Annotated in this window: 23 protein-coding genes and 1 pseudogene; 10 read left to right on the top strand and 14 right to left on the bottom strand. The window is 37.9% G+C overall.

What is annotated here, in order from left to right:
* The first annotated feature begins 13 nt into the window (after positions 1 to 13).
* Positions 14 to 943: an ABC transporter substrate-binding protein gene (locus tag IGI49_RS24040; RefSeq protein WP_429965120.1), complete on the top strand. Its 930-nt coding sequence runs from the start codon at positions 14 to 16 to the stop codon at positions 941 to 943.
* A 405-nt stretch (positions 944 to 1,348) separates the two neighbouring features.
* Here the strand turns inward: IGI49_RS24040 and IGI49_RS24045 are convergent, their stop codons facing one another.
* On the bottom strand, positions 1,349 to 2,215 hold the full coding sequence (locus IGI49_RS24045) for a MurR/RpiR family transcriptional regulator (RefSeq protein ID WP_429965119.1): 867 nt from the start codon (positions 2,213 to 2,215) through the stop codon (positions 1,349 to 1,351).
* A 165-nt stretch (positions 2,216 to 2,380) separates the two neighbouring features.
* Between IGI49_RS24045 and IGI49_RS24050 the strand changes: the two genes are divergently transcribed.
* Positions 2,381 to 3,406 carry a Gfo/Idh/MocA family oxidoreductase gene (locus IGI49_RS24050; RefSeq protein ID WP_429965118.1) on the top strand — a complete coding sequence of 342 codons (1,026 nt, stop codon included), beginning with the start codon at positions 2,381 to 2,383 and terminating at the stop codon, positions 3,404 to 3,406.
* An 11-nt stretch (positions 3,407 to 3,417) separates the two neighbouring features.
* Entirely contained in the window at positions 3,418 to 4,374 is a 957-nt protein-coding gene (locus IGI49_RS24055; RefSeq protein WP_429965117.1) for a Gfo/Idh/MocA family protein, read from the top strand.
* Between the two features lie 545 nt (positions 4,375 to 4,919).
* Here IGI49_RS24055 and IGI49_RS24060 read toward each other — a convergent pair.
* The 6 genes from IGI49_RS24060 to IGI49_RS24085 all read right to left on the bottom strand — a co-directional run bounded on the left by IGI49_RS24060 (position 4,920) and on the right by IGI49_RS24085 (position 8,657).
* Entirely contained in the window at positions 4,920 to 5,078 is a 159-nt protein-coding gene (locus IGI49_RS24060) for a hypothetical protein (protein WP_207704761.1), read from the bottom strand.
* Positions 5,075 to 5,659 (bottom strand): DUF1700 domain-containing protein, encoded by a 585-nt coding sequence (locus tag IGI49_RS24065; protein ID WP_429965116.1) that lies wholly within the window; start codon positions 5,657 to 5,659, stop codon positions 5,075 to 5,077. The genes IGI49_RS24060 and IGI49_RS24065 overlap by 4 nt, the downstream gene beginning before the upstream one ends.
* Positions 5,646 to 5,969 (bottom strand): PadR family transcriptional regulator, encoded by a 324-nt coding sequence (locus tag IGI49_RS24070; RefSeq protein ID WP_207704759.1) that lies wholly within the window; start codon positions 5,967 to 5,969, stop codon positions 5,646 to 5,648. Before IGI49_RS24070 ends, IGI49_RS24065 begins: the two co-directional genes overlap by 14 nt.
* Positions 5,970 to 6,190: 221 nt before the next feature.
* On the bottom strand, positions 6,191 to 6,679 hold the full coding sequence (locus tag IGI49_RS24075; RefSeq protein WP_429965115.1) for a prolyl-tRNA synthetase associated domain-containing protein: 489 nt from the start codon (positions 6,677 to 6,679) through the stop codon (positions 6,191 to 6,193).
* Positions 6,680 to 6,849: 170 nt separating this feature from the next.
* Complete coding sequence (locus IGI49_RS24080) at positions 6,850 to 8,151, bottom strand: glycosyltransferase family 2 protein (RefSeq protein WP_429965114.1); 1,302 nt, start codon at positions 8,149 to 8,151, stop codon at positions 6,850 to 6,852.
* Positions 8,148 to 8,657: a cell division protein gene (locus tag IGI49_RS24085; protein ID WP_429965113.1), complete on the bottom strand. Its 510-nt coding sequence runs from the start codon at positions 8,655 to 8,657 to the stop codon at positions 8,148 to 8,150. The genes IGI49_RS24080 and IGI49_RS24085 overlap by 4 nt, the downstream gene beginning before the upstream one ends.
* A 210-nt stretch (positions 8,658 to 8,867) precedes the next feature.
* On the opposite strand from IGI49_RS24085, the gene IGI49_RS24090 reads away from it, so the two are divergent.
* Genes IGI49_RS24090 through IGI49_RS24100 form a run of 3 tightly spaced genes read left to right on the top strand, consistent with a single transcriptional unit; the run spans position 8,868 to position 10,180 of the window.
* Complete coding sequence (locus IGI49_RS24090; RefSeq protein ID WP_429965112.1) at positions 8,868 to 9,449, top strand: DUF6434 domain-containing protein; 582 nt, start codon at positions 8,868 to 8,870, stop codon at positions 9,447 to 9,449.
* A gap of 1 nt (position 9,450) precedes the next feature.
* Complete coding sequence (locus tag IGI49_RS24095; protein ID WP_429965111.1) at positions 9,451 to 9,711, top strand: DUF5131 family protein; 261 nt, start codon at positions 9,451 to 9,453, stop codon at positions 9,709 to 9,711.
* The gene (locus IGI49_RS24100) at positions 9,704 to 10,180 is read left to right on the top strand and encodes a DUF5131 family protein (RefSeq protein WP_429965110.1); all 477 of its coding nucleotides are present in this window, start codon (positions 9,704 to 9,706) and stop codon (positions 10,178 to 10,180) included. Before IGI49_RS24095 ends, IGI49_RS24100 begins: the two co-directional genes overlap by 8 nt.
* Before the next feature lie 82 nt (positions 10,181 to 10,262).
* Here IGI49_RS24100 and IGI49_RS24105 read toward each other — a convergent pair whose 3' ends face one another.
* The 5 genes from IGI49_RS24105 to IGI49_RS24125 form a co-directional block, all read right to left on the bottom strand.
* Positions 10,263 to 11,036: a DeoR/GlpR family DNA-binding transcription regulator gene (locus tag IGI49_RS24105; RefSeq protein WP_429965109.1), complete on the bottom strand. Its 774-nt coding sequence runs from the start codon at positions 11,034 to 11,036 to the stop codon at positions 10,263 to 10,265.
* 656 nt (positions 11,037 to 11,692) lie between these two features.
* On the bottom strand, positions 11,693 to 12,253 hold the full coding sequence (locus IGI49_RS24110) for an ECF transporter S component (RefSeq protein ID WP_429965108.1): 561 nt from the start codon (positions 12,251 to 12,253) through the stop codon (positions 11,693 to 11,695).
* Positions 12,243 to 13,067, bottom strand: a complete 825-nt coding sequence (gene thiD, locus IGI49_RS24115) for a bifunctional hydroxymethylpyrimidine kinase/phosphomethylpyrimidine kinase (RefSeq protein ID WP_429965107.1) — start codon at positions 13,065 to 13,067, stop codon at positions 12,243 to 12,245. The genes IGI49_RS24110 and thiD overlap by 11 nt, the downstream gene beginning before the upstream one ends.
* Positions 13,068 to 13,210: 143 nt before the next feature.
* Complete coding sequence (aspD, locus tag IGI49_RS24120) at positions 13,211 to 14,809, bottom strand: aspartate 4-decarboxylase (protein ID WP_429965106.1); 1,599 nt, start codon at positions 14,807 to 14,809, stop codon at positions 13,211 to 13,213.
* A 135-nt stretch (positions 14,810 to 14,944) separates the two neighbouring features.
* On the bottom strand, positions 14,945 to 15,379 hold the full coding sequence (locus IGI49_RS24125; protein WP_429965105.1) for a GNAT family N-acetyltransferase: 435 nt from the start codon (positions 15,377 to 15,379) through the stop codon (positions 14,945 to 14,947).
* Positions 15,380 to 15,592: 213 nt separating this feature from the next.
* Here IGI49_RS24125 and IGI49_RS24130 point away from each other — a divergent pair, with 213 nt between their 5' ends.
* The 4 genes from IGI49_RS24130 to IGI49_RS24145 all read left to right on the top strand — a co-directional run bounded on the left by IGI49_RS24130 (position 15,593) and on the right by IGI49_RS24145 (position 18,491).
* Entirely contained in the window at positions 15,593 to 15,838 is a 246-nt protein-coding gene (locus tag IGI49_RS24130) for a hypothetical protein (RefSeq protein ID WP_429965104.1), read from the top strand.
* Positions 15,839 to 16,270: 432 nt separating this feature from the next.
* Positions 16,271 to 16,993: an ATP-binding cassette domain-containing protein gene (locus tag IGI49_RS24135; protein ID WP_429965103.1), complete on the top strand. Its 723-nt coding sequence runs from the start codon at positions 16,271 to 16,273 to the stop codon at positions 16,991 to 16,993.
* Complete coding sequence (locus tag IGI49_RS24140; RefSeq protein WP_207704746.1) at positions 16,990 to 17,661, top strand: methionine ABC transporter permease; 672 nt, start codon at positions 16,990 to 16,992, stop codon at positions 17,659 to 17,661. The genes IGI49_RS24135 and IGI49_RS24140 overlap by 4 nt, the downstream gene beginning before the upstream one ends.
* Positions 17,662 to 17,672: 11 nt before the next feature.
* Positions 17,673 to 18,491, top strand: coding sequence for a MetQ/NlpA family ABC transporter substrate-binding protein (locus IGI49_RS24145; RefSeq protein WP_429965102.1), 819 nt, complete (start codon positions 17,673 to 17,675; stop codon positions 18,489 to 18,491).
* On the opposite strand, the pseudogene IGI49_RS24150 reads toward IGI49_RS24145, so the two are convergent.
* Both IGI49_RS24150 and IGI49_RS24155 read right to left on the bottom strand, forming a co-directional pair.
* Positions 18,488 to 20,157, bottom strand: a pseudogene (locus tag IGI49_RS24150) (IS1182 family transposase). The gene IGI49_RS24145 and the pseudogene IGI49_RS24150 sit on opposite strands and share 4 nt — an antisense overlap.
* Before the next feature lie 144 nt (positions 20,158 to 20,301).
* A complete protein-coding gene (locus IGI49_RS24155) occupies positions 20,302 to 21,048 on the bottom strand; it encodes an ElyC/SanA/YdcF family protein (protein ID WP_429965101.1) in 747 nt (248 codons plus the stop codon).
* Positions 21,049 to 21,354 lie beyond the last annotated feature (306 nt).

Here is a 21,354-nt window from a genome sequence, read left to right on the forward strand (position 1 = left end):
AGAGGGGGCTTTTATGAAGAAATTTATGCTAAGTATTTTGCTGCTATTAACTATTTCTGGGTGCAGTGATTCGAAAGCTAACCAAACAGCTGTTGATGAAAATCAGCTGGTGATCACTAATTATGGCCGCACTATCACGATTAACGAAGTTCCTGAAAAGGTGCTTACCATGGGGCCAAATACCACTGAACTTTTTTGTCAGCTGGGATTAGCTGATAAAATTATCGGCAATACCTTAAACAATCACAGCCGCGGTTCTTTGTCAGAATACAAAGAGGACTATGAAAAAATCCCGGAACTGACACATGGCTCGGCCACGCGAGAAGCTGTTTTATCAAGTGGTGCTGATTTTATTTATGGTATTGACTGGGAGTTTGGCTCAGAAGGCCTTTCATTAGACGAACTGGAAGAAAATGATATCACTGTTTACCAAAATAGTGCTAAAACTATTGATGAGGTCTATCAAGAAATTACAGATATCGGTACTATTTTTGATGTAGAAGATCAAGCTGCTACATTTATCCAGCAGCAAAAAGACCGTTTGCAAGCTGTTGCCAATACAGCGGCAAAGGAGCCCACCAAAGTCCTTGTTTATGATAGTGGAGACAGTGGGATATTCACCGCCAGCGGTAGCAATTATGAATCTCGTCTCATTGAAGCAGCAGGTGGTGTCAATTTGTTTGAAGATCAAACTGAGAAAGATTGGATCACTGTTAGTAGTGAAGAGGTTTTAGAACGACAGCCAGATATTATTCTAGTTCATGACTATGATCAGCCGACTCTCAATGAAAAAATTGCAGCTATCAAGTCTGATCCAGCACTCTCACAGTTAGATGCGGTCAGAAATAATCGTATTGTTTCCATGAGTCTTGAAAATGCTTTGCCAGGACCACGTTTGGCAGAAACTGTTGAAACATTAGCAGCTGGATTTCAAAAGAAATAAGGTCACTAAATGATCGAAGAAGGCATTTAAGCTTCTTCGATCATTTTTTAGCTGTAAGTCAATCTAGGTATTGCTATCCAAAACAGATGCGCTGCGCGCTTAGCGCCTCTGTTTTAGGATAGTCTTGTTTGCGACTATTCGTTGAGTCTGGGGCAAAACGACAGGACTTAGCGCTTTTTCTTTTTACCCTTTTTTTCTTTTAGCTCCCTGATAAGCACGAACTCGTTCTACTTGAGCCTTTCTTTGGCTTATAGATTTCTGAATCCTTATTGGATCCTCTGAAGTCTCCAGCTCATTTAATTAGGAAATGCTGCTTCTTAACGTTTTTTGCATGAGATAATCCTAAAAAACCGAACCAAGCAAGCGACCAGGTTCGTGGCATAAAAACATGAAATGATCATTTTCTTACTCTTGATCAGCTAACAGACCAGTTTGCATCAGCTGCTGGTTTTCTTTTAGCTTACGCAGATTAGCCTCATAGTTCTTAGTATACATTACCGAATAAATAGTATTCAGAATATATTCAAAGGCGGTTTGAGAAGAAAATGTTGCAATTTTAGCAAAATCATATTCCTCCTGCTTGGTTAAAAGCAAATGAGTCGCAAAGGGTACCATTGGCGACTCAGGATTACCCGTCAGCAATAGTATAGGGATCCCTTTTTTATGAAGATATTGCATAATTTTGTTATAAGGGGGCACGATACCGCTATAAGAGAGAAAAAAAGCACAGTCCTGCTGGGTAATTCCCACAGCTGTCCAGTCAGTATCTACATGTTCTTCCACTTGAATCGCAAATTTATTAATTTTGATTAACTTATTTTGGAAGCCGCGGGCTCGTATTTGAGTATCGCCACGGGCAAAGAGAAAGATTCGGTCCGCCTCCATCAGGGTATTCACCGAAGACTTTAAAACTTCGTTGTCTAATTGAACTAAGGAACGTTGAATAGTACCAATGGTTAGATCAGCCATTTTTTTAGCAATTTCAGTTGGTGTATCTAACGGATGGAAGGGAAAGTTGACATTGACCTCTTCTGTTGAGAGCAACTGTGCGTATACCACTTCGGCAATTGCATCCTTAAACTGTCGAAAACCGGAATATCCTAGTTTTTGTGCTAAACGAACAATCGTAGAATGAGAAGAAAAAGTTTTCTCAGCCAAGTCCTGAATAAAAATTTTAGGAATATCCGGCAGGTGCTCCAGTATATATTCAGCAATACGCTTCTCAGCAATACTAAAATCAGTTTGTTGTTTCAAACGTTCGATTATAAGCATTCGATAGTTTCCCTTCTTAGTGTATTTTCAATGAACATGATGTTCATTATTTAACTTTCAATGAGTGAAAGACTGGACATGAGTTGCTAATTAGCTATTTGATATGTAATTAATCAGTAAAATAGTTATAATTTAATCATTGATAGGAAAGAGAGCTGATTGTTCATGTTAACCATCGCATACTTAGGCAACGGGAAAAGTACCAACCGTTATCATTTACCATTTTCCACCAAATTAGGAGATAAAATCAAGGTAAAGACTATTTATTCTCCATCAGGGCGTCAAGCATGGACACCACTTGCTGGCACTCATTATACCACTGATTTAGATGATATTTTGACAGATCAAGAAATTCAGCTGGTGGTGGTCACCACTCCTGTAAAATTTCACTATAGCTATGCAAAAAAAGCACTAATGGCTGGTAAAAATGTTTTACTGGAAAAACCCTTTACGGAAACGTCTGATGAAGCCAAAGAATTATTTGCTTTAGCTAAAGAAAAAGGTTTGTTTTTACAATGCTATCAAAATCGTCGGTTTGATTCTGACTTTTTGACTGTTCAAAAAGTGATCGAAAGCGGCAAGCTGGGAGATTTGTTGGAAGTGGAAATGCATTATGATTATTTTCGTCCCGAAGTCCCAGAAAGTGCGGAACATTTTTCTCAGAATGATAGCTATTTATATGGACATGGTTGTCACACGATTGACCAAGTGCTGAGTTATTTTGGCGAGCCAGACCATATTCACTACGATGTCCGCCAATTATTAGGTCAAGATCGTATGAATGATTACTTTGATCTAGATTTTTACTATGGCAAGTTGAAGGTTTCGGTTAAGTCCAGCTATTTCCGTTTAAAGGAACGTCCAAGCTTTGTAGTTTATGGGAAAAAAGGATCTTTTGTTAAACAAACCAAGGATCGTCAGGAAGAACATTTAAAGCTGTTCTATTTGCCTAATCATGAAGATTTTGGTATTGATCGTCCAGAGCATTACGGGGTATTAACTTATTTAGACGATGAAAAAGTTTATCATGAGGAAAAGGTTGTCTCCGAAGTAGGGGATTACAGTCGGATTTATGAAGGAGTTTACGAAGCAATCATTAATGAGAAAGAAAAAATCGTAAAAGATGAGGAAACCATCCTGCAGATGGAAATTTTGGAAGCAGGCATTACTGAGATGTTGACGAATCAATAGGGGGAAAAGTGATGAAATTAGGAATTGTTGGGGCAGGAATGATCGTAAAGGACTTTTTGACAGTAACACCTGATTTGCCGCAAATTGAGCTTTCAGCGATTTTGTCTTCGGAACGTAGCTTGGAGAAAAATAAGGAACTGCAGACAGCTCATGGGATCAAAGCGATTTTTACTGACTACTCAGACTTTTTAAGGGAAGGTAATTTTGATACAGTGTATATAGCTCTTCCCAATCATTTACATTATCAATATGCTTTAGAAGCTTTGATTGCTGGGAAGCATGTAATCTGCGAAAAACCTTTCACAATGCATTTGCAAGAGTTGCAAGACTTACAAGAAAAAGCGAGAGAAAAAGATTTGCTGCTGTTTGAAGCGATTACTAATCAATATTTAGGTAATTTCCGAAGAATTAAGGAACACTTAGACAAGATCGCACCAATTCATTTGATTTCCTGCAACTATTCTCAGTATTCTTCTCGTTATGACGCTTTTAAAAAGGGTGAAGTTCCCTTGGCCTTTGATCCAGCTGCTGGCGGAGGGGCGTTGATGGATATTAATATCTACAATCTGCACATTGTAGTAGGTTTGTTAGGTGAACCCCGAATTGCTAGGTATTTCCCTAATTACCAGCGAGGAGTGGATACTTCAGGAGTGGTAATGATGGATTATGGACAAGCCAAGGCGGTATGCGTTGGATCTAAGGACACTGACGCTGAAAGTTATGTACGTATCCAAGGAGAAGCAGGAGAAATAATCGTCAAGGGTCCGACCAATTCTTTGAAATCTGGTTATGTGAAATTACGCAGTGGGGTGCAACACGTATTGAATAATAATGTTCATACTCACCGGATGTATGAAGAGTTCCACCGTTTCGCTAAAGCGATCGACCAGCATGATATTGTGTTTGCTAATGAGAAGATGCGTCATAGCTTGGAAGTAATGAGTGTATTAGAAAAAACTAGATCGTAAACCATAATGAGCAAACAGATTGATGATTTTCTATCAAACTGTTTGCTTTTTTTGTGACAAGAGTATATAAGAATGGGTTTTCAGGGATATCTCAATGTTGCCAAAACATTCATTGAGTAGTGTGAGTATCCTCAAAGAGTACTTTGCTTGTACAAATGGTTTGAACATTATTAATTTCAGTGGAATTTTTATGAATCTTAAAAAGCAGCAAATAAAAACTTATGCTGATGATAAGATAACCAGAAGTCTGATTGGAATAGAACAAAAGTCATTTGAAAATGATAAATTCGTAGTAATAAGCTGACAGATTTTGCTCTTTTAAACTAAATCTTCTTGTTGAATAGGATGAGCCAAACTTAGAAAGAATGGTTGGTAAAAATTGCTAGCTTTATCATCATTTCGTAGTTGTGTTACTCGATTCAAAGATAAGTTGCTGACTAGATGACAGTCCATCACTGCTACGATTATTATATAGACACAAATTTTTGTATAGTATAGTTCAAAATAAAAATGAGACCGACTTGGTATAAGCCGACCCCACATTTCTATTCATTATATACACTAACGACGTTGTACCAGCGACGTTCATGTTGAGCGTAACGATTGAGCGAAAAGCCAGATAGAGCGAAGCCTAACATAGAGATAATCAATCCAAAGATAATCAACCAGCTGGCAATTTTGGGGATTAAATACTTCGATTTCATACGCTTACCACCTTTCTTTGAAAGACTGATTGACGAATCTTGCGTGTCATCCAACGGTGACTGTTAATGAAGACAGCACTGCATTTATAGGTTGCCCATAGGAAGAACATTCCTAGACCAAACAATAACATACCAACACCGAGTTGAGTTACGCCAATAAAGAAAACATTCATAATTGCCAGTGGACTAGTCAATGTAGCAATTAATCCGCCTAACAAAAGTCCGCCACCTAAACAAGCAAAGGTGAATGGAATACACCAAATAACAATATAAAAACTAACCACGACACAAAAGGCGGCTAAAGCCAAGCTGCCCCAAATTGGGAAACCTAGAATCAGTAATAGTATAATAAGTGGACTAAAACGTCTAGGAACCTTGATTTCCTGTGGAATACCTGCTGCTTCGTAGGCCAAAGCTTGTGGATCGCCCATTTTTGCTACGGCTTCTTCTTCTGTATAACCGTCTTCGATTAAATCCATAATCATTTCATCGTAATACTCAATCAATCGTTGCACTTCACTGGGGCGTACTTCATACGCTAAATAATTACTCAATTCTTTAATAAACTCAACTCGCTGCATTTTCGACACTTCCTTTAATGTATTGTTGGATGGCTTCTACCTGTTTCCAATCGTTTAAAAACTGTTGGATGCTTTCTTGGCCTTCATCGGTCAGCTGGTAATATTTTCGCAAACGGCCATTATGAATTTTTGAGTAGGTAGACACTCGTTTACTGGTTTCTAAACGCTTCAAAATTGGATAGAGGGTGGATTCAGTAATCTCAATTTGGTGATTGATCTGTTTAACGATTTCATAGCCGTAAGAATCTTGATGGGCTAGTGCAGCTAGAACACAATATTCAATCAGCCCTTTTTTCAATTGGCTATTCATACGCATCACCTTTCTATACCTTATACTATACATGACATAGTATAGAACGACTATAGGACTAAAGCCCTATTATTAGAGAATGCTGAAAATGCAATTGGATCGAAGAATTTATTATTCATAGTAGATGCTTAATGATTTATTTTTGCGCTGAAGAAAAAGAGATGATTGAAAATTTATCTAAACAAAAAAGCTGCAACCAAAAGTCACAGCTTGATAATCTATTAGATTTCTGTCACATGAACTTGATTGCCATGCTGCTTAATAATAGCAATTAAGTCCTCAGTTTTTACCCAAACGGTTGCCGTATTATCATTCGGATGAATACCAATCAAACCAGGATCTTTCAAAAAATCTTCATCAATAAAGAACTGCACGATACATTCAGTGTCATTTAGTATACCAAAGGGTGATACGGCTCCAGGAATTAATCCCATAACAGTCATCAAGTCAGTTTCTGAAGCAAAAGATAGTCGACGGGTTTCATGCTTCGCTTTAAATTCTTTGAGATCAACTCGCTTATCTCCTTGAACGCTAATTAAATAATAATTTCTTTTTTTATCGTCACGGACAAAAAGATTTTTAGCATCTGCTTCTGGGTAGGGAAGATCTACCTCACTCAGTTCTTCCATGTTGTATACAGCTTTGTGCTCAGTAATCTCGTACCAAAAATTTCCTTCATTTAAAAACTTAAAAATTTCTTCCTTATTCATACTCAATTCCCCCTTACAACCATTATTAACTGTAAATTATATCACAAGGATTAGCGTAAATGAAAGATGTTTAGTCCGAGATTTTTTAAGTCCCCAGTCAGTTTACAAAAAGAACTATTCACTCAAAAGTGAGTGAATAGTCAGTCAACAGGCTAATTTTCTTTCACAAGCTATTTTTGCCTCTCTGGACTCTTCCAAGTTCCAGAACCAAAACCTAGAATGGATTTAATTGCTGGGATAAAGGTAGTAAGAATTGTCAGAGCATTCATCATCCAATAGAAAAGCATATACAAAGGGGCAAAAAATAAGTATTTCAACTTCCTGCCGTGATCGTCGGCAATTAATGAAGCCAGCAGCTGAAAGACACCGGAAATCATTTCGAAGCAGACGAAGACAAAAGCCATGGTAAACATATGGTAAATTCGCTCAGTATTGCCTTCAAATAAAAAGTGGAAAAAGAGTAGAATGAAGAGAATGGTTGAAATCCAAAAAAAGAAAGACCAAATAATACTAAGGGATTGATCAACGAACATCACGGTTCGGCCGATATTTTTTAAGGGGTGAAAGCAGACTTTTTTGAAATTGGTTAACCAAACTTCAGTCCCGCCCTTGGCCCAGCGTTTTCGTTGACGATACAACATCCGAATATTTTCGGGAACCTCCATGAAAAACATGATCTCTGGAGAAAACAGAGATAACCAGCCGTCCATTTGGTGATCCCAAGCGATACTAATGTCTTCAGTTGCTCGGTCTTGCCTGAATAACCCAACATCAATTAAAGCATCTTTTCGGTACATCGTATTCGCTCCACTATAAGCATAGATACCACCTAGCACACCAATTTGAGTTCGTTTAATAATCCCAACGATACTAGAGAATTCAACAGTTTGAGATTTAGCAATTAGACGAGAACGGTTTTGAACATCCATATTCGCAGTCACTGCAGCAATATTAGTGGAATCTGGTCTTAAGAAATAATTGACATAAAGATTTAAGGCATCAGGTTCAGGAACAGTATCAGCATCATTACTCAAAATAAGTTTTCCTTTTGCAAAACCGAGTCCAATATTAAAAGCATGAGCTTTGCCCCTATTCTTTTCAATCCGGATCACGCGCAGGGTGGGGTATTTTTTCTGAAGCTTCTCCAAAATTTCTGGTGTTTGGTCAGTTGAACCGTCATCGGTTACTAAAACCTCATAATTCTGGTAGTTTAGGTTTGTCATCAGATAATGGATGGTTTTCTCAATAACAATCTCTTCATTATGAGCCGGAACCATGATTGTTACAAAAGGTTCAATCTCTGTTGGTATGTCATCCCATTCCTTTTGGCGATACTTGAAAAGAAATCCGTAACAGAAAACACCAATAAACCAGTTAAAGCCACCGAGAATCGGATAGGTAATCAGCACAAGAAAAAGAATAGTCAATAAAGCATCTAGCACAGGTCTGCCTGTTTGAACAAGCGTGATCATAAATCAACATCGCCTTTCTTGTATAAATCACGAACATAATGAGCATCCAAATTCTGCTCTTCTTTTACCAAGTAGTAACAAGTGCTTTCTCGTTCTTCTTTAGGACCAAAACGTTTTTCAAAATCATCACTTAATAGCTGGTTACGCTTTTTAACTCGTTCAACGTCATACATTTCTTTTCTTTGAAGCAGGTGACTGAAGCGATAGTTGTTCCAAATTGTTAAGATAACGGATAATACAAGGATCACAAAGAAAGCAATTGTTAGAAAAATCAATAAGAACTTAAGTGTTTGAAGCTCCTCCACGTAAGTAAACAGATTGAATCTGCGAGCTAAATTACCGAAAAGAAGTGGAGATAATACCCAAATAAACGGAAGAATAACTAAGATCCAACCAATAATGGCAACTATGAATTGAACTATTTTTAAACCTAAGTGTCCTTTTTCGTAATAGGAGTCTGTAACTAATAATTTAGTGACCTCATCCCTGCTTATATATTTTTTCATTATTCATAATCCCTTTCGTAAATGTTAAAGTATGCACATTATAAGATATTTTTCTAGTAAATGCTTTTAAGACGGCTTGGATTTTGTCAACATAACAAGAACATAAACGCAAGAGAGTAACAAGAAATAAAGAGTAATAGGTATTTATACTTCAGTATCGAGAACAAGTGTTCTTCTTATGGTATAATTAGGAAAAACAGGAGGATTGGAATGGAAAGACCAACGCTGTCATCACAACTATCAACAGAACAATTTCGTCAGTATTATTATTTAAAAGAGGAATTAATCAGTTTTTGTCAGCAAGAACAGTTGCAAGCCACTGGCAGTAAGCAAGAACTAAATGATCGAATTGCTCATTATTTAACGACTGGTCAAAAGCAAACAATTCATCGAAAACGTAAAAAGAGTCTGCGTACCAACGTAATTACTTTAGAAGAACCAATAGAAGAAGACTTTGTTTGTTCGGAGATTCATAGAGCTTTTTTTAAAGAGCATCTGGGTCAGCAATTTTCCTTTAATGTTGCTTTTCAAAAATGGTTAAAAGAAAGTGCTGGTAAAACTTATCAAGAGGCTTTAATTGCTTATCAAGAGATTTTATTACTAAAGAAGAAACAGCCAACAATTATTGGTCAGCAATTTGAGTACAATACGTATATTCGAGCCTTTTTTACAGATAATCCGGGAAGTAAACTACCGGAAGCTATCGCTTGTTGGAAGTGCAAGAAGTCGCTGCCGGGATCGAATAGCTACCAACCACAAGATTTGGAGGCTTTAAAAGAGAGAAGAGAATAGGGTGGCTATTTGGAATCCATGGCGGGGGTGTCATCGAGTAAGTGATGGTTGCCGTTTTTGTTTTATTCATGAAGGAGACAAAAAACGTAAACAAAATACTAGTATCATTGAGCAAACGACTCAGTTTTCAGCACCGATTAAGAAAACAAAACAAGGTATTTACAAAATGAAGGGTCCTCAACAGGTATTTGTTTGTTTTTCCAGCGACTTTTTTTGTAGAAGCAGCGGATGCTTGGCGTCCAGAATGCTGGAAAATGATTAAGGAACGCTCCGATCTGAATTTTTTCTTTTTGACTAAGCGAATTCACCGCTTTGAAGAAGTGATACCGCCCGATTGGGGTGACGGTTATGAAAATGTCAGTATCGGCGTTTCAGTGGAGAATCAACAAATGGTCGATCAGCGCCTCGCCTATTTTCAAAGCTTGCCAATTAAACACAAAAGCATCGCGTGTCAACCGTTGTTAGGTCCTGTAAAGTTGGCAGAATATTTGACGGGTATTGAGCTAGTTGTGGCAGGTGGTGAATACCACAAAAAGGCTAGACCATTGGATTATCAATGGATTTTGGACGTACGAGAAGAATGCATAGCTAGTCAAATCGCTTTTGAATTTCGCCAATGCGGGACGCATTTTGTTAAGGATGGCCAAAACTATCAGCTCAATTATCGTCAGCTATTTAGTCAGGCCAAAAAAGCAGCAATCAATTGGTATCCTGAAAATAAAGAATTATAAATATCGCAAAGGAAATAATTAGTAAAAATAAAAAAACTAGAATCCGCTATTGAATTAACAAAGATAGACGGATTCTAGTTTTTTAGACTTTAATAATTTCTTTCAAGCCATTACTTCGCAATTGGTCTTCCAGGGCTGTTTCTAGCCCTTGATCGGTCACCAGCGCATCCATCTGGTTGATCGGCAAGAAAGTGTACAGCGCTCGATGTCCTATTTTGGTGTGATCAGTCACAACAATGCGGATTTTAGCAGCTTTAATCATATTAGTTTTAGCAGGAACCAGCAGTTCATTGAAGTGGGTAAGGCCTTTTTCAATGTTCAATGCAGGTGTGGCTACGAACACTTTATCAACATCCAATTTTTCTAAAGTTTCATTTGTAATTTGCCCATTTAACATAAAACTGTCATGAAATAAGGTTCCACCAGTAACGATTGTTGTAATTCGACGGTTTTGACGCAGCACAGAGGCAATATTTACATCATTTGTAACAACAGTTAGTGCTTGATAGTGAGTACTTTCATTTAGTGCTTTAGCAATTTGCAGCGTAGTAGTTCCTGAATCTAAAATAATACACTCGCAATCATTAACCATTGTAGCAGCATAGGCGCCGATGCGCATTTTCTCATTAATACACTCGGTTGCCCGATCCTCAAAATCTGGTTCATCTCGCTTAATACTTACAGGCACTACACCACCATGAATACGAGATACCAGCCCTTGTTCCTCTAACTCATCTAAGTCGCGTCGAATAGTTGTCTCATGAACGGCAAACATTTTTGCCAACTCATTGACTGAGATAAACTGATTTTCTTCGATCTTATCGAGTATTTTGGCTCTGCGTTCTTCTGTTAGCATATTCGTAACCTCACTTTCGCTCGTTTTCGCTCTTTTTCTATTGTAACCTAAAACGGGCAAGTATGCCTAAACGACCTACAGACTTTAAATTTATTTAAGTTAATTATACCTAAAAAAGAAGTAAGCCACAACTAATGTTGCAGGTTGTTCTTGTCAGGTAGCAGATTTTTTGACAGCTGACAATTAGGTTTCTTTGATCTAGTCAGTTGTTGGAATAAAACCATTAAGATATTAAGAGGTTAGGCCATCGCTATATGCCACTAAGACAACGCTTATTGAATCCTCGAGAACAATAATATTTTCTTTTAGCTGGGTTAAAACGATGGTAGCTAGTCGTAGAGCGTTGGGAGGAAGTTTGCTCTATGGTAATTCATTAATCGAATGTAGTGGAAAAAAGTCTAATGTTTCTAACTATTCGAGTATTTTTACTGGAGAGATGAAGCAGATAATATCCATATTTTACTAAGCTCGTGAGAAGTACGAGTTTTCTCGATTCAAGTCGAAACGAGCGTTCATTCAGCATAAAGTTATATCTCCATGCAAAACATTTCTTTTCGGAGTGACTAAGTAGTTCAATCATAAAAAATACACCTTATCAGAATTACTTTCTATTTTCTGTTGAATTCATCATAAAAAAAGTCATAAAATCAAGGATTTTACGACTTGGGGTTGATTGGCTGGTTATGAAAGATGGTTTGCATGGCCCGTCGTAAAGGGAAATAAACTAGACTGACTATTATAATAGTAGAAAAAATATTAATCACGGTGGCAGGCATAGTTGCTAGAGCTGCAAAGAAAGCGGGTTTAATTTGTGCACCAGCAATCATGCTCATGATGGTCGCTTTGATGACTGACATGATGAATTTAGCAATACCTGCCATGATTCCTATAATAACTATTTGCCAAACCTTTTTTGGATTTTTCTTAAACAATAGAAAACCAGCATAGGCTGCCGCGCCTACTACAAAGCTTTCAATCAGAAAGTAGGGGGCTTCATTGGCATAACCGTTGAATAAATCAAAAATGAAAAAACCTAATCCGCCTGCTAGAGAACCTTGCCAATAGCCGGTTAATAATACCGCCAACAAGACTACGGCATTTCCGAAGTGAATGAAAGCACCTGTAGGCAAGGGGATTTTGATCATTGTTCCGGCAATCGTTAGAGCAGTAAATAAGGCAATTAAAACCAAGGTTTGTACTTTTTTGTCACTGTTCATAGTTTTTAAACTCCAATCGTTTTTCTGCATGAGTGTATGCGCCGTGCCAGACATGTCCGACAAAAGGGTTAATGGCAAAACCGGATCGAATAGCTGCTTCCACAAAACGAATCGCTAAGTCAATAGCCTCAACTACCGGGTAATTCTTAGCTAAGGCTGCCGTAATTGCTGCAGCAAAAGTACATCCGGCACCATGATTATAATCGGTGTCAATCAGTGGGTGAGGATAGAAGGTAAAATTAACTCCATCGTAATGCAGATCGTAAGCTTGGTCCAAGCTTAGACGTGTACCACCCTTAATGACTACATGTTTTACACCCAAAGAATGGATAATTTCTGCAGCTTTTTTCATTTCATTTTTGCTGGTCAGTTCGCCTAATTGGGAAAGAATGCCTGCTTCCCGCAAATTTGGTGTAGTAATGAAAGCCTGAGGCAATAATAAGTGCCGGATAGCCTTTACAGATTCCGCATGAATGAAATCATCAGTACCTTTACCACCAATTACCGGATCTATCACAATCTTTTTCTGATAGTGTTGCAGACTGCAACTAACTAGTTCAATAATGTCTTTTGTTGGCAGCAGACCAGTTTTGATGGCATCAATCGGGCCAGCGAAGGCGGAGTCAATTTGCTGTTGAATCAGGGCTGGTTCTAAAAAGCTCACGTTATGCTTGCCAGTTTTAGGCGCCATCGTTACAATCGAAGTGACCGTTGCTAGACCAAAAATGCCGAATTCTTGAAAAGTTTTTAAATCGGCTTCTAATCCGCCCCCGCCGGTTGCATCTGAGCCAGCAATAGTTAATACTTTTTCCATAAAATGACTCCTTTCAACTTTCTTTCAAGGATAGAGGAAAACACCGAGAAAAGAAACATCCAATTGGCTTTGTTTTTCCTCAGCCAATTTTATTGAATAAAGTAACTAAAAAAGCAGCCATAAAAAATGACTGCTTATACTATTTATTTGGTTTCTTTTAGCCATTCATCGCGAATGGATTCGGTCAAATGAATGATCCGTTTGCCGACCTCGGCGTACTGGCTTGTAGAAAGGTTTGCTAACGAGACTCGGACAGCCCATTCACCACTGCCAAAAGCATTGGCTTTTAAAAGCATCAATTGTTCTTTCTCGGCCAAAATTGTCAATATTTTGGTGACTGTCCAAGATTTCTTCAAATAGTTAGTAAAAGCTTGCCCATACCGTTTACGTACCCAGTCTTCAAAATTAATTTCACAATAGTAAGCAGTATCTAACGAAGCTAAAGGTTCCTCTAGTCCCAGAGTACGAAACAATAATTTTTCTCGCTCATGACAGATAGACATGACTTCATCTTTGTATGCTTGTCCTTCGTCCATCAAAGAATAAAGACTAAATAGAGTCATCATAACCTGTTGCGGGGAAGAAAGGCCGGCTGCATGGTTCAGAGCTACATCACGACTGTCAGCAACAATTCGATCAATGAAAGAAATTGAGCTTGGATCGCTGGAAACAGAAGCATAACGTGCGGCTAATTTTGCTTGATATTCACTGGGTAGCTCAGAGATCAATTGATCAAAAAGTGATTCTTTTGCAACTGCGATTGTTCCTACTCGCCATCCAGTAGCGCCAAAATATTTGGAGTAGGAATAAATACACGCTGTATTATATGGCAATTCAGCAAATAAGGAAGCAAAAGCTGGCACAAAGGTACCATAAACATCATCGGTTAAAATCATTAGATCTTTGTGATCTGTTGCAACAATTTCCTTGATTAATTCAATTGTAGGCTGACAAATCGCATTTGCTGTTGGGTTGCTTGGATTTACTACGAACACAGCCTTAATACTGTTGTCTCGCAACTTATTAATTTCGTTGTCAGGAAACTGATAACTGGTTTTGCCATTTAAGACAGTTTGCTGCGCTTGGATTTTTATCACATCAAAATTATACTGTGGCAATTCGGGAATTTCTAAATAGGGTGCAAAGGTTGGCAGCATTAGAGCGATTTTATCACCTTGATGCAACAAAAAATTATTCATTAGGGTATCAAACATATAGCAGATACCCGCGGTGCCGCCCTCGACTGCAAAAATATCGAAAGGAATCGCAGAATCTGCAAACAGCTCTTGATTTAGATAAGCTTTAATTGGTCCTTCACAGGCTGTCAAGCAGCGCACGGGATTAGGATAGTTATCACCAATAATGTGATCCAAAATTTCCGTCAGCCATTCTTCTTTGGGTAAGCCTAAATAGTTATTATCGGAATACCAGACTTTTTTCAAAAAATCGCTTCCCTTACCAGGGTGCTGACGCAAAAACTCGATAAAACGCTGGCAGCGTCCGTCTTTAGCAACAATCATACCGGCGGTTAACTCACCATTATCATGAAGTGTTTCCAATGTAGCAAATTGACCTAACAGGAAGAAGGCTTCACGGGGTGTAGGAGCGGTCCAGTTGGGATTACCACGACCAGCATTTAAAAGGTTCTTTCCATTATTGTTCTCATGGATTTTTTTCTCCAAAAATAGACTTAATTCAAAGGGACTTAATTCTTCTAGGTTTTTCTCGGTAGCGATGGGCATAAGTTCTCCTCACTTTACGATTTATACCTCTATCATATACCCTTAGTTTTGAAAAATACCGTTAAACCACTAAGAGCTTCCGAAGAATCTAGGTGAAGAAACTCTCATATTCTTTTTGATTTTCTTTGTTTATTTTTACCTATTCTTTAAGGATAGGTGGGTAAGAGGGTAAGCGCGTCCTTGTCCGTCTATTGGACTTTCTCCAGTTATCGTGAAACCTTGCTTAAGATAAAAATGTAACCCAGATTCGTTTTGTGAGTTAACATCTACTGAGTAAACACCATCTTTTTGAATTAATTGTTTTATAATTTGGCTCCCTAAGCCTTTTTGCCGATGCTGAGGAGCTAGAAACAACATTTCTAAACTATAGTCTGATGTTCCACTAAAACCAATTAGTTGATCGTAGTCATACCAAAGCTTTAGAGTGACCTGAGGAAAATAATCCGGAAGTTCTTTTTTGATTTCCAATAAATCTTGTTCGCTTAAAAAAGCGTGGGAAGCTCGAACAGAATTTTCCCATAGTTCAACTAAAACTGGGTAATCTTTTCTTTCAGCTAAGCGATAATACATATATATCATCCTTTCCATCTCTCATTTTCTCACAAAGCCTGCTATCAAACCAGCCGGAAACATCCTAAAGAAAAACCAAGCTGAAGTTCTAGAAAAATTCACTTTTTTATCGTAATCTGAAATGGCTGAAGAAAGTCTGAGAATAAATCGGGCGCAGGACCCATGAGTAAAAATAAGAAAAGAGCGATAATAGTTCTTGTAGGAGGGATCGTCATGGATCAGATCATTGCTTTAGTATTTATTGTTTTATTAGTATATTTTGTTGTAAAAGTTGGCTCGTTTTTATGGCGTATTGCGGGAGTCTTATTTTTACTATTTCTTTTGTACACTTACAAAGATCAAATGATTAGTAGCATTCAATCCTTTTGGGTATCCCCTAACCTAGGTGGATTATGGCAGCAGGCAACGGATTTTGTGGGAAGCTTATGGCAAAAGGTTGTTGGATTTATTTCTATCTAGACAGCAAGCTAAAAAAATTAGCTATAGTTAAAGTTGAATATTTTATGTAGCCAGGCAGGAAATCTGCTTGGCTATTTGCATGCTTTTAACTTTTTATCGTAACCTTTTTAGATTTTTATATAAAGCCTGTTGCTGAAATAAGTAATTGATGAGAACTAAATAAAGAAGAATGGTATCGATAATAAAACAAATTGCGTTTTCTTATAACTGTTTTTCATGCTATAAAATAATACAGATGAAAAACAGGTGGTTTATTCGCCAAAAAAATAAAAGACTTGAATTTTTTCTCGTTTTAAGGGATTATAGGTATAGTTATAAACCGATATCAGGAATTCGATTATTTTCCGAGGTATATCGAGATTCCGTTTTTCAGATATATTGATACAGATATTTATATTGTTATATTCTGTTACTTTATCTTAGGGGGCAACTATGTTAGAGATGATAAATGTTTCGAAGAGCTATGGGGAAATTAAGGCACTTAGAGAGACAACCTTTTCAGTTCAACCAGGTGAAATTGTCGGAATTGTCGGAAAAAGTGGTTCTGGTAAGACAACTCTGCTGCGTCTGTTGAATTTGATGGAACAACCAAGCTCTGGAAAAGTTTTGATTGATGGAGTGGATGTTCAAACTCTATCAAAAAAAAATATTCGTCAACGGCAGCAGCAAATGGGCATGATTTTCCAGAACTACAATTTATTGGAAAACTTGAAAGTATACGACAATGTGGCTCTCCCGCTAAAGTTGCTCAAGAAACAACAACCAGAGAAAATTCAAAGTCTATTAGAATTTGTAGGTATGGAACATAAAGCTAAATCTTACCCTAGCCAACTTTCGGGAGGTGAGAAGCAGCGAGTGTCGATTGCTCGAGCATTAAGCAGAGATCCTAAATTTCTGCTTTGTGATGAAGCAACTAGTTCACTCGATGAGGAAAATACTGAAGCTGTGGTTCGATTGTTGCACAAAACGCATCAGGAACTAAAGCCAATCATTTTTTTTGTTAGTCATGAATTGGAAACGGTAAAAAGTTTGTGTGAACGAATTCTAGTAATGGAAAATGGTCAGTTAGTCGGAGAGTTCAAAAACAATCCCCGTAAATTTTCAGATGAAAAACTTTCCTACTTAGAAAAAGTGGAAAGGAGTTTAAGTTTATGATCTTCTCAGAAACTTTAATAGAATATTGGCCTTCATTATTGATGGGATTGAAAGAAACCGGTATTATGATGGTCATTTCTATGTTTTTTTGTTTGGTAATTGGTTTGCCATTAGGGTTAGGATTGTTTTTGGCTAATCCCAAGGTAAAAGGTAATCACTTAGGTTTGTATTGGTTGTTGAACTTTCTCGTGACAGTAGTACGATCGTTTCCGTATTTATTATTTGTGATTGCTTTGATTCCAGTGACCCGATCACTATTGGGGAAGGCTTTTGGTCCAATACCTTCATCAGTCCCATTAAGTATTGTTGCGGTAGCCATTTTTGCCCGATTGGTGGAACAAGTTCTTTTAGACGTGCCGGAGGAAATTTACTTTTTATCTAATTCATTAGGAACCTCTCGATTACAGTATATTTGGAATTTTTTACTGGTAGAAGCACGAAGTGGATTGGTTTTAGCTTACACCACTACCACAGTCAGCATGGTTTCTTATTCAACAGTAATGGGCGTAGTTGGTGGCGGCGGGATTGGCGATTTCGCAGTTCGAGTGGGCTACCAGCGCTATGAATATGGAATTATGTACATTGCTATTATCATTATGATTGCGTTAGTCTTTATTTTACAAATGATAGGGAATTTGATTGCCCAAAAAATCGATAAACGAAAATAGGAGGAGAAAGAATGAAAAAAATTTATTTTGCTGGGTTAGCCTTGGCTGCGACAGTGGTTTTTGCTGCATGTGGAGGAAAAGATACTGCGACTACTAAGGATACTAAAGAAATTACCGTGGCGGTTCAATTGGAATCTTCAAAAGATATTTTAGAAATTGCCAAAAAGGAAGCTGAAAAAAAGGGCTACACTATTAATATTATGGAAGTTAGTGACAATGTAGCTTACAATGATGCCGTGCAACATGAAGAGGCTGATGCAAACTTTGCGCAACACGAACCATTTATGAAAATGTTTAATCAAGAGAAAAAAGCTGATTTGGTAGCAGTTCAACCAATTTATTATTTTGCCGGAGGTTTTTATTCTAAAGAATACAACGCTGCAAACGAACTTCCCGACAATGGGAAAGTTGGCATTCCTAGTGATCCGACCAATGAAGGCAGGGCTTTAGCAATTCTGAATGCCAAAGGTGTGATTCAATTAAAAGAGGGAGTAGGTTTTGACGGCACAATTGATGATGTTGTAGAAAACCCTAAAAACCTAAAATTTGAAAGAGTTGACTTGTTAAATTTGGCAAAAGCCTATGATGAGAGTGACATTGCAATGGTATTCTGTTATCCAGCATATTTAAAACCCATTAAACTGACTACAGACGACGCTATTTTGTTAGAGGCTGAAGACGCAAGTAAACACTATGCTTTGCAAGTAGTGACTCGTGATGGAGAAAAAGATAGTGAGAAAATTAAAGTTTTAAAAGAAGCGATGACCACCAAAGAAGTAGCTGATTATATTAAAAACAGTTCAGATGGGGCGAATATTCCAGCCTTCTAATTTAAAGCTTGAAAAGAGGCTGTGACATAAATAGTCTCTAAACGAATAAAAAAATGACCACCTCCCGAAAATCTATCAATGATTTTCAGTGAGGGGGTCATTTTTTCTATGTAAGAAGTCCTGAAGTTCGTCCTGCAACTGCCAACTTCATCATATTGAGGGCCAACACGAGGAGGCCAGTTTCTCTCTTCACTTTTTCCATACCTCGAACATGGTAACGAGTGAAACCTAAACAAGCTTTCATCCGACCAAAAACAGGTTCTACGTCGATTTTTCTTCGTGCATAGATTTTTCCTGTTTCAGGAGTTGAAAGCAGTGTGACTTGTTTCGCTTTAAAATATTCCCAGGAAGGGTTGACACTTATTTTTCTGGTATATCCTTTTTTTGTTAATGCGGCTGGAATAATTTGCTTATTCTGATCGTATTTCTCCGCTTGATATTCTTTAAAATCTTTTACGAACCCTTCATCATCTATTCGTTGACGGTAGGCATGAAAATTGAAACGAACACCCTTTGGATCCACGTAATAATCGGCTTCTTCATAATAGGTCCAGTTCATGACTTTTCGCTCATCCGTTTTCCATTTCTTACTTTGTTCCTTGAGCATTGTTGCATAAGGAATCAATGCAGTATACTGTGCGTACTCATCCTCTAATTGTCGATAATTTTTTTCTGACCCATATCCTGCATCAGCAACAATCACGGTTTCTTCAACCAAATCCATTTTGTCTAAAAATGGAAGTAACGTTTTTGTGTCTGTCGGATTTTGATAAACATCATAACCTACTATATATTGATTACAAGTGGCCAGCTGTAGATTATAGGCCGGCTTCAACTGGCCATTATGCATGGGATCTTCTTTAACCCGCATGAAAGTAGCATCTACATCCGTCTTTGAATAACTGTTGCGAGTTCCACAAAGAGTGAGACGAAGGTGATGTTCAGCCATTTTTTCGCGACGTTCCGTTAGTTTTCGTTTTTGTGATTTCACTGTTCGACGTTGTTGTTTTGCAGGATTAGGAGAGACCTTTTTGGTCTCTTGTATTTCCTGTTCTACCTCTTCTAAACGCAGCTCTAACCGTGTTAAAACTTCATCCAATCGGTCCAAGGTAAGGTCTGAACCTTCAGGAATATGTTTTACTTGATAGGCTTCTTTTAACTCGGTCATCAAGGTCAAGATCGTTTCACGATTCATTTGATCATACCGAAGTGTGCTCTTTTTCCAAACAAAACTGTATTTATTCGCATCGGCTAGAATCTTTGTGCCATCAATAAAGAGGGCGTCATCAATTAATTGACGTTCCCGTAAATAGCTGGTTAATGATTCCAGACTTTGATTGACTAACGTTTCTACATCGTTGGAAATACGGAAACGTGCAATAGTGCGATAAGAAGGCACACGTTCCTGCGTCAACCAGCGTGCTGGCAAACTTTCTTCCGCAAGTTGTTCAATTTTACGGCTAGTAAATACGCTGCGAGTATAAGCAAATAAAACGAGTTTTAGCATTAAACTAAGATCGTACTCCCGAGGTCTACCAAAAAGATAAGGTTCCTTGAACTGAAGAGCCTCAACTAATTCATGAATAAACCAGGCAGTATTCTCTTTTTTTGGAACATAGGAAGTAGATATATTCAAAGTAAGCTGAGCCATGTTATAATTAGTCATGTGTTTTGGTCCTTTCGAGGATTAAAGTTTGAGTATAGGCGGCCACCTATACTCTTTTATTTTACCCAAAAATGCCAGTAAAATGAACGATAATCGTCATTTCACCGGCATTTTTTTAAGACTTATGTCACAGCCTCTTTATTTTTAGACTTCACGAACATCTTTTTTTAGAAGCAACTGACAACGTTGGTAACTATCAACAATATTTTTTGGCACATCCACATGAGGGATGAAGTTGGCACCTTTAGGACCATAACCCTCTGAAGTATCCTGCAGACGACGAACCTCACCAATTACTAAGGAAAGAAAATATTCGTTACTCCACCAATTATCCATTGCTAAGTTAGCAAAATGCGGGCCTTGATGATAGCCGATTAAAACTGGCTGTTCTAAAGGAACCGGCTGAATAGACGGTTGAGGCAAATGCCATTCTTTAGCTAGGGTAACATGACTGCGCAATTGCAAAAGTGGATCTTGAACTAACCAGAAACTTTTAGGTCTTTGGTTTTCTGTAAAGAGATCACGAGAGAAACGGGCATTTTCCCCTGTATTGGAAGATTTCATATCAAGATAGAAAGTTAGTTTATGGTTAGGATAATAACTGTCAAACAAGGCAGCTGTTATCTCGGCCTCTGATTTTTTTTGCCAATCAGCTAGGGTCATTTTTGGACCACGTTTCTTGATACTATCAATAAGACGCTGCGTTCCATGACCAATACCACCAGCAAAAATTATTTGTTTAATACTGCTCTGCTGCTGACAAAAATCAGCGGCTGCTTCTGTCAACTCAGGAATGCTGTTACCGGCTATCAGCAAGGTATCCGATTCGAAGCTCTCGTTTTTGGGGAAATCAGTCAGATAATCAACTAGCAGAGTTAGATCCTTTAACATAATAGAAAAATCCTCCTTGACGTTTCGAGTAAAACCGTTAGTATGTATTGTAACATTTTTATAGGCAGTAATAGTGAAATGAAGCAACTTTCAACAAAAATTTGGCTGATTTTCTGGGAAAGAAAATCACTAATTTAATGGATGTTCATGATGCAGTAGAGTTGGAAAAAGGACAAATTCCTGCAGCAAAAAATAGTTTTGTTTCCTATACTTGAAGCATATAATGACTATAAGGAAGAGCAGATCTATTTGATTGGCACTCTTGACAACAGTAACTTGCGTTAGTTGCCTGTTTGGTAGTATGAA

Source organism: Enterococcus sp. AZ071 (assembly GCF_050499065.1).
Classification (GTDB): domain Bacteria; phylum Bacillota; class Bacilli; order Lactobacillales; family Enterococcaceae; genus Enterococcus_A; species Enterococcus_A ferrettii.

Excerpts from the sequence above, each read along its gene's own strand:
- IGI49_RS24040 (WP_429965120.1), top strand. The coding sequence starts at position 14 with ATGAAGAAATTTATGCTAAGTATTTTGCTGCTATTAACTATTTCTGGG.
- IGI49_RS24045 (WP_429965119.1), bottom strand. The coding sequence starts at position 2,215 with ATGCTTATAATCGAACGTTTGAAACAACAAACTGATTTTAGTATTGCT.
- IGI49_RS24145 (WP_429965102.1), top strand. The coding sequence starts at position 17,673 with ATGAAAAAAATTTATTTTGCTGGGTTAGCCTTGGCTGCGACAGTGGTT.
- IGI49_RS24090 (WP_429965112.1), top strand. The coding sequence starts at position 8,868 with ATGGAAAGACCAACGCTGTCATCACAACTATCAACAGAACAATTTCGT.
- IGI49_RS24140 (WP_207704746.1), top strand. The coding sequence starts at position 16,990 with ATGATCTTCTCAGAAACTTTAATAGAATATTGGCCTTCATTATTGATG.
- IGI49_RS24050 (WP_429965118.1), top strand. The coding sequence starts at position 2,381 with ATGTTAACCATCGCATACTTAGGCAACGGGAAAAGTACCAACCGTTAT.
- IGI49_RS24105 (WP_429965109.1), bottom strand. The coding sequence starts at position 11,036 with ATGCTAACAGAAGAACGCAGAGCCAAAATACTCGATAAGATCGAAGAA.
- IGI49_RS24080 (WP_429965114.1), bottom strand. The coding sequence starts at position 8,151 with ATGATCACGCTTGTTCAAACAGGCAGACCTGTGCTAGATGCTTTATTG.
- IGI49_RS24070 (WP_207704759.1), bottom strand. The coding sequence starts at position 5,969 with ATGAATAGCCAATTGAAAAAAGGGCTGATTGAATATTGTGTTCTAGCT.
- IGI49_RS24110 (WP_429965108.1), bottom strand. The coding sequence starts at position 12,253 with ATGAACAGTGACAAAAAAGTACAAACCTTGGTTTTAATTGCCTTATTT.
- IGI49_RS24055 (WP_429965117.1), top strand. The coding sequence starts at position 3,418 with ATGAAATTAGGAATTGTTGGGGCAGGAATGATCGTAAAGGACTTTTTG.
- IGI49_RS24130 (WP_429965104.1), top strand. The coding sequence starts at position 15,593 with ATGGATCAGATCATTGCTTTAGTATTTATTGTTTTATTAGTATATTTT.
- IGI49_RS24125 (WP_429965105.1), bottom strand. The coding sequence starts at position 15,379 with ATGTATTATCGCTTAGCTGAAAGAAAAGATTACCCAGTTTTAGTTGAA.
- IGI49_RS24155 (WP_429965101.1), bottom strand. The coding sequence starts at position 21,048 with ATGTTAAAGGATCTAACTCTGCTAGTTGATTATCTGACTGATTTCCCC.
- IGI49_RS24075 (WP_429965115.1), bottom strand. The coding sequence starts at position 6,679 with ATGAATAAGGAAGAAATTTTTAAGTTTTTAAATGAAGGAAATTTTTGG.
- IGI49_RS24100 (WP_429965110.1), top strand. The coding sequence starts at position 9,704 with ATGATTAAGGAACGCTCCGATCTGAATTTTTTCTTTTTGACTAAGCGA.
- IGI49_RS24060 (WP_207704761.1), bottom strand. The coding sequence starts at position 5,078 with ATGAAATCGAAGTATTTAATCCCCAAAATTGCCAGCTGGTTGATTATC.
- IGI49_RS24065 (WP_429965116.1), bottom strand. The coding sequence starts at position 5,659 with ATGCAGCGAGTTGAGTTTATTAAAGAATTGAGTAATTATTTAGCGTAT.
- thiD (WP_429965107.1), bottom strand. The coding sequence starts at position 13,067 with ATGGAAAAAGTATTAACTATTGCTGGCTCAGATGCAACCGGCGGGGGC.
- IGI49_RS24085 (WP_429965113.1), bottom strand. The coding sequence starts at position 8,657 with ATGAAAAAATATATAAGCAGGGATGAGGTCACTAAATTATTAGTTACA.
- aspD (WP_429965106.1), bottom strand. The coding sequence starts at position 14,809 with ATGCCCATCGCTACCGAGAAAAACCTAGAAGAATTAAGTCCCTTTGAA.
- IGI49_RS24135 (WP_429965103.1), top strand. The coding sequence starts at position 16,271 with ATGTTAGAGATGATAAATGTTTCGAAGAGCTATGGGGAAATTAAGGCA.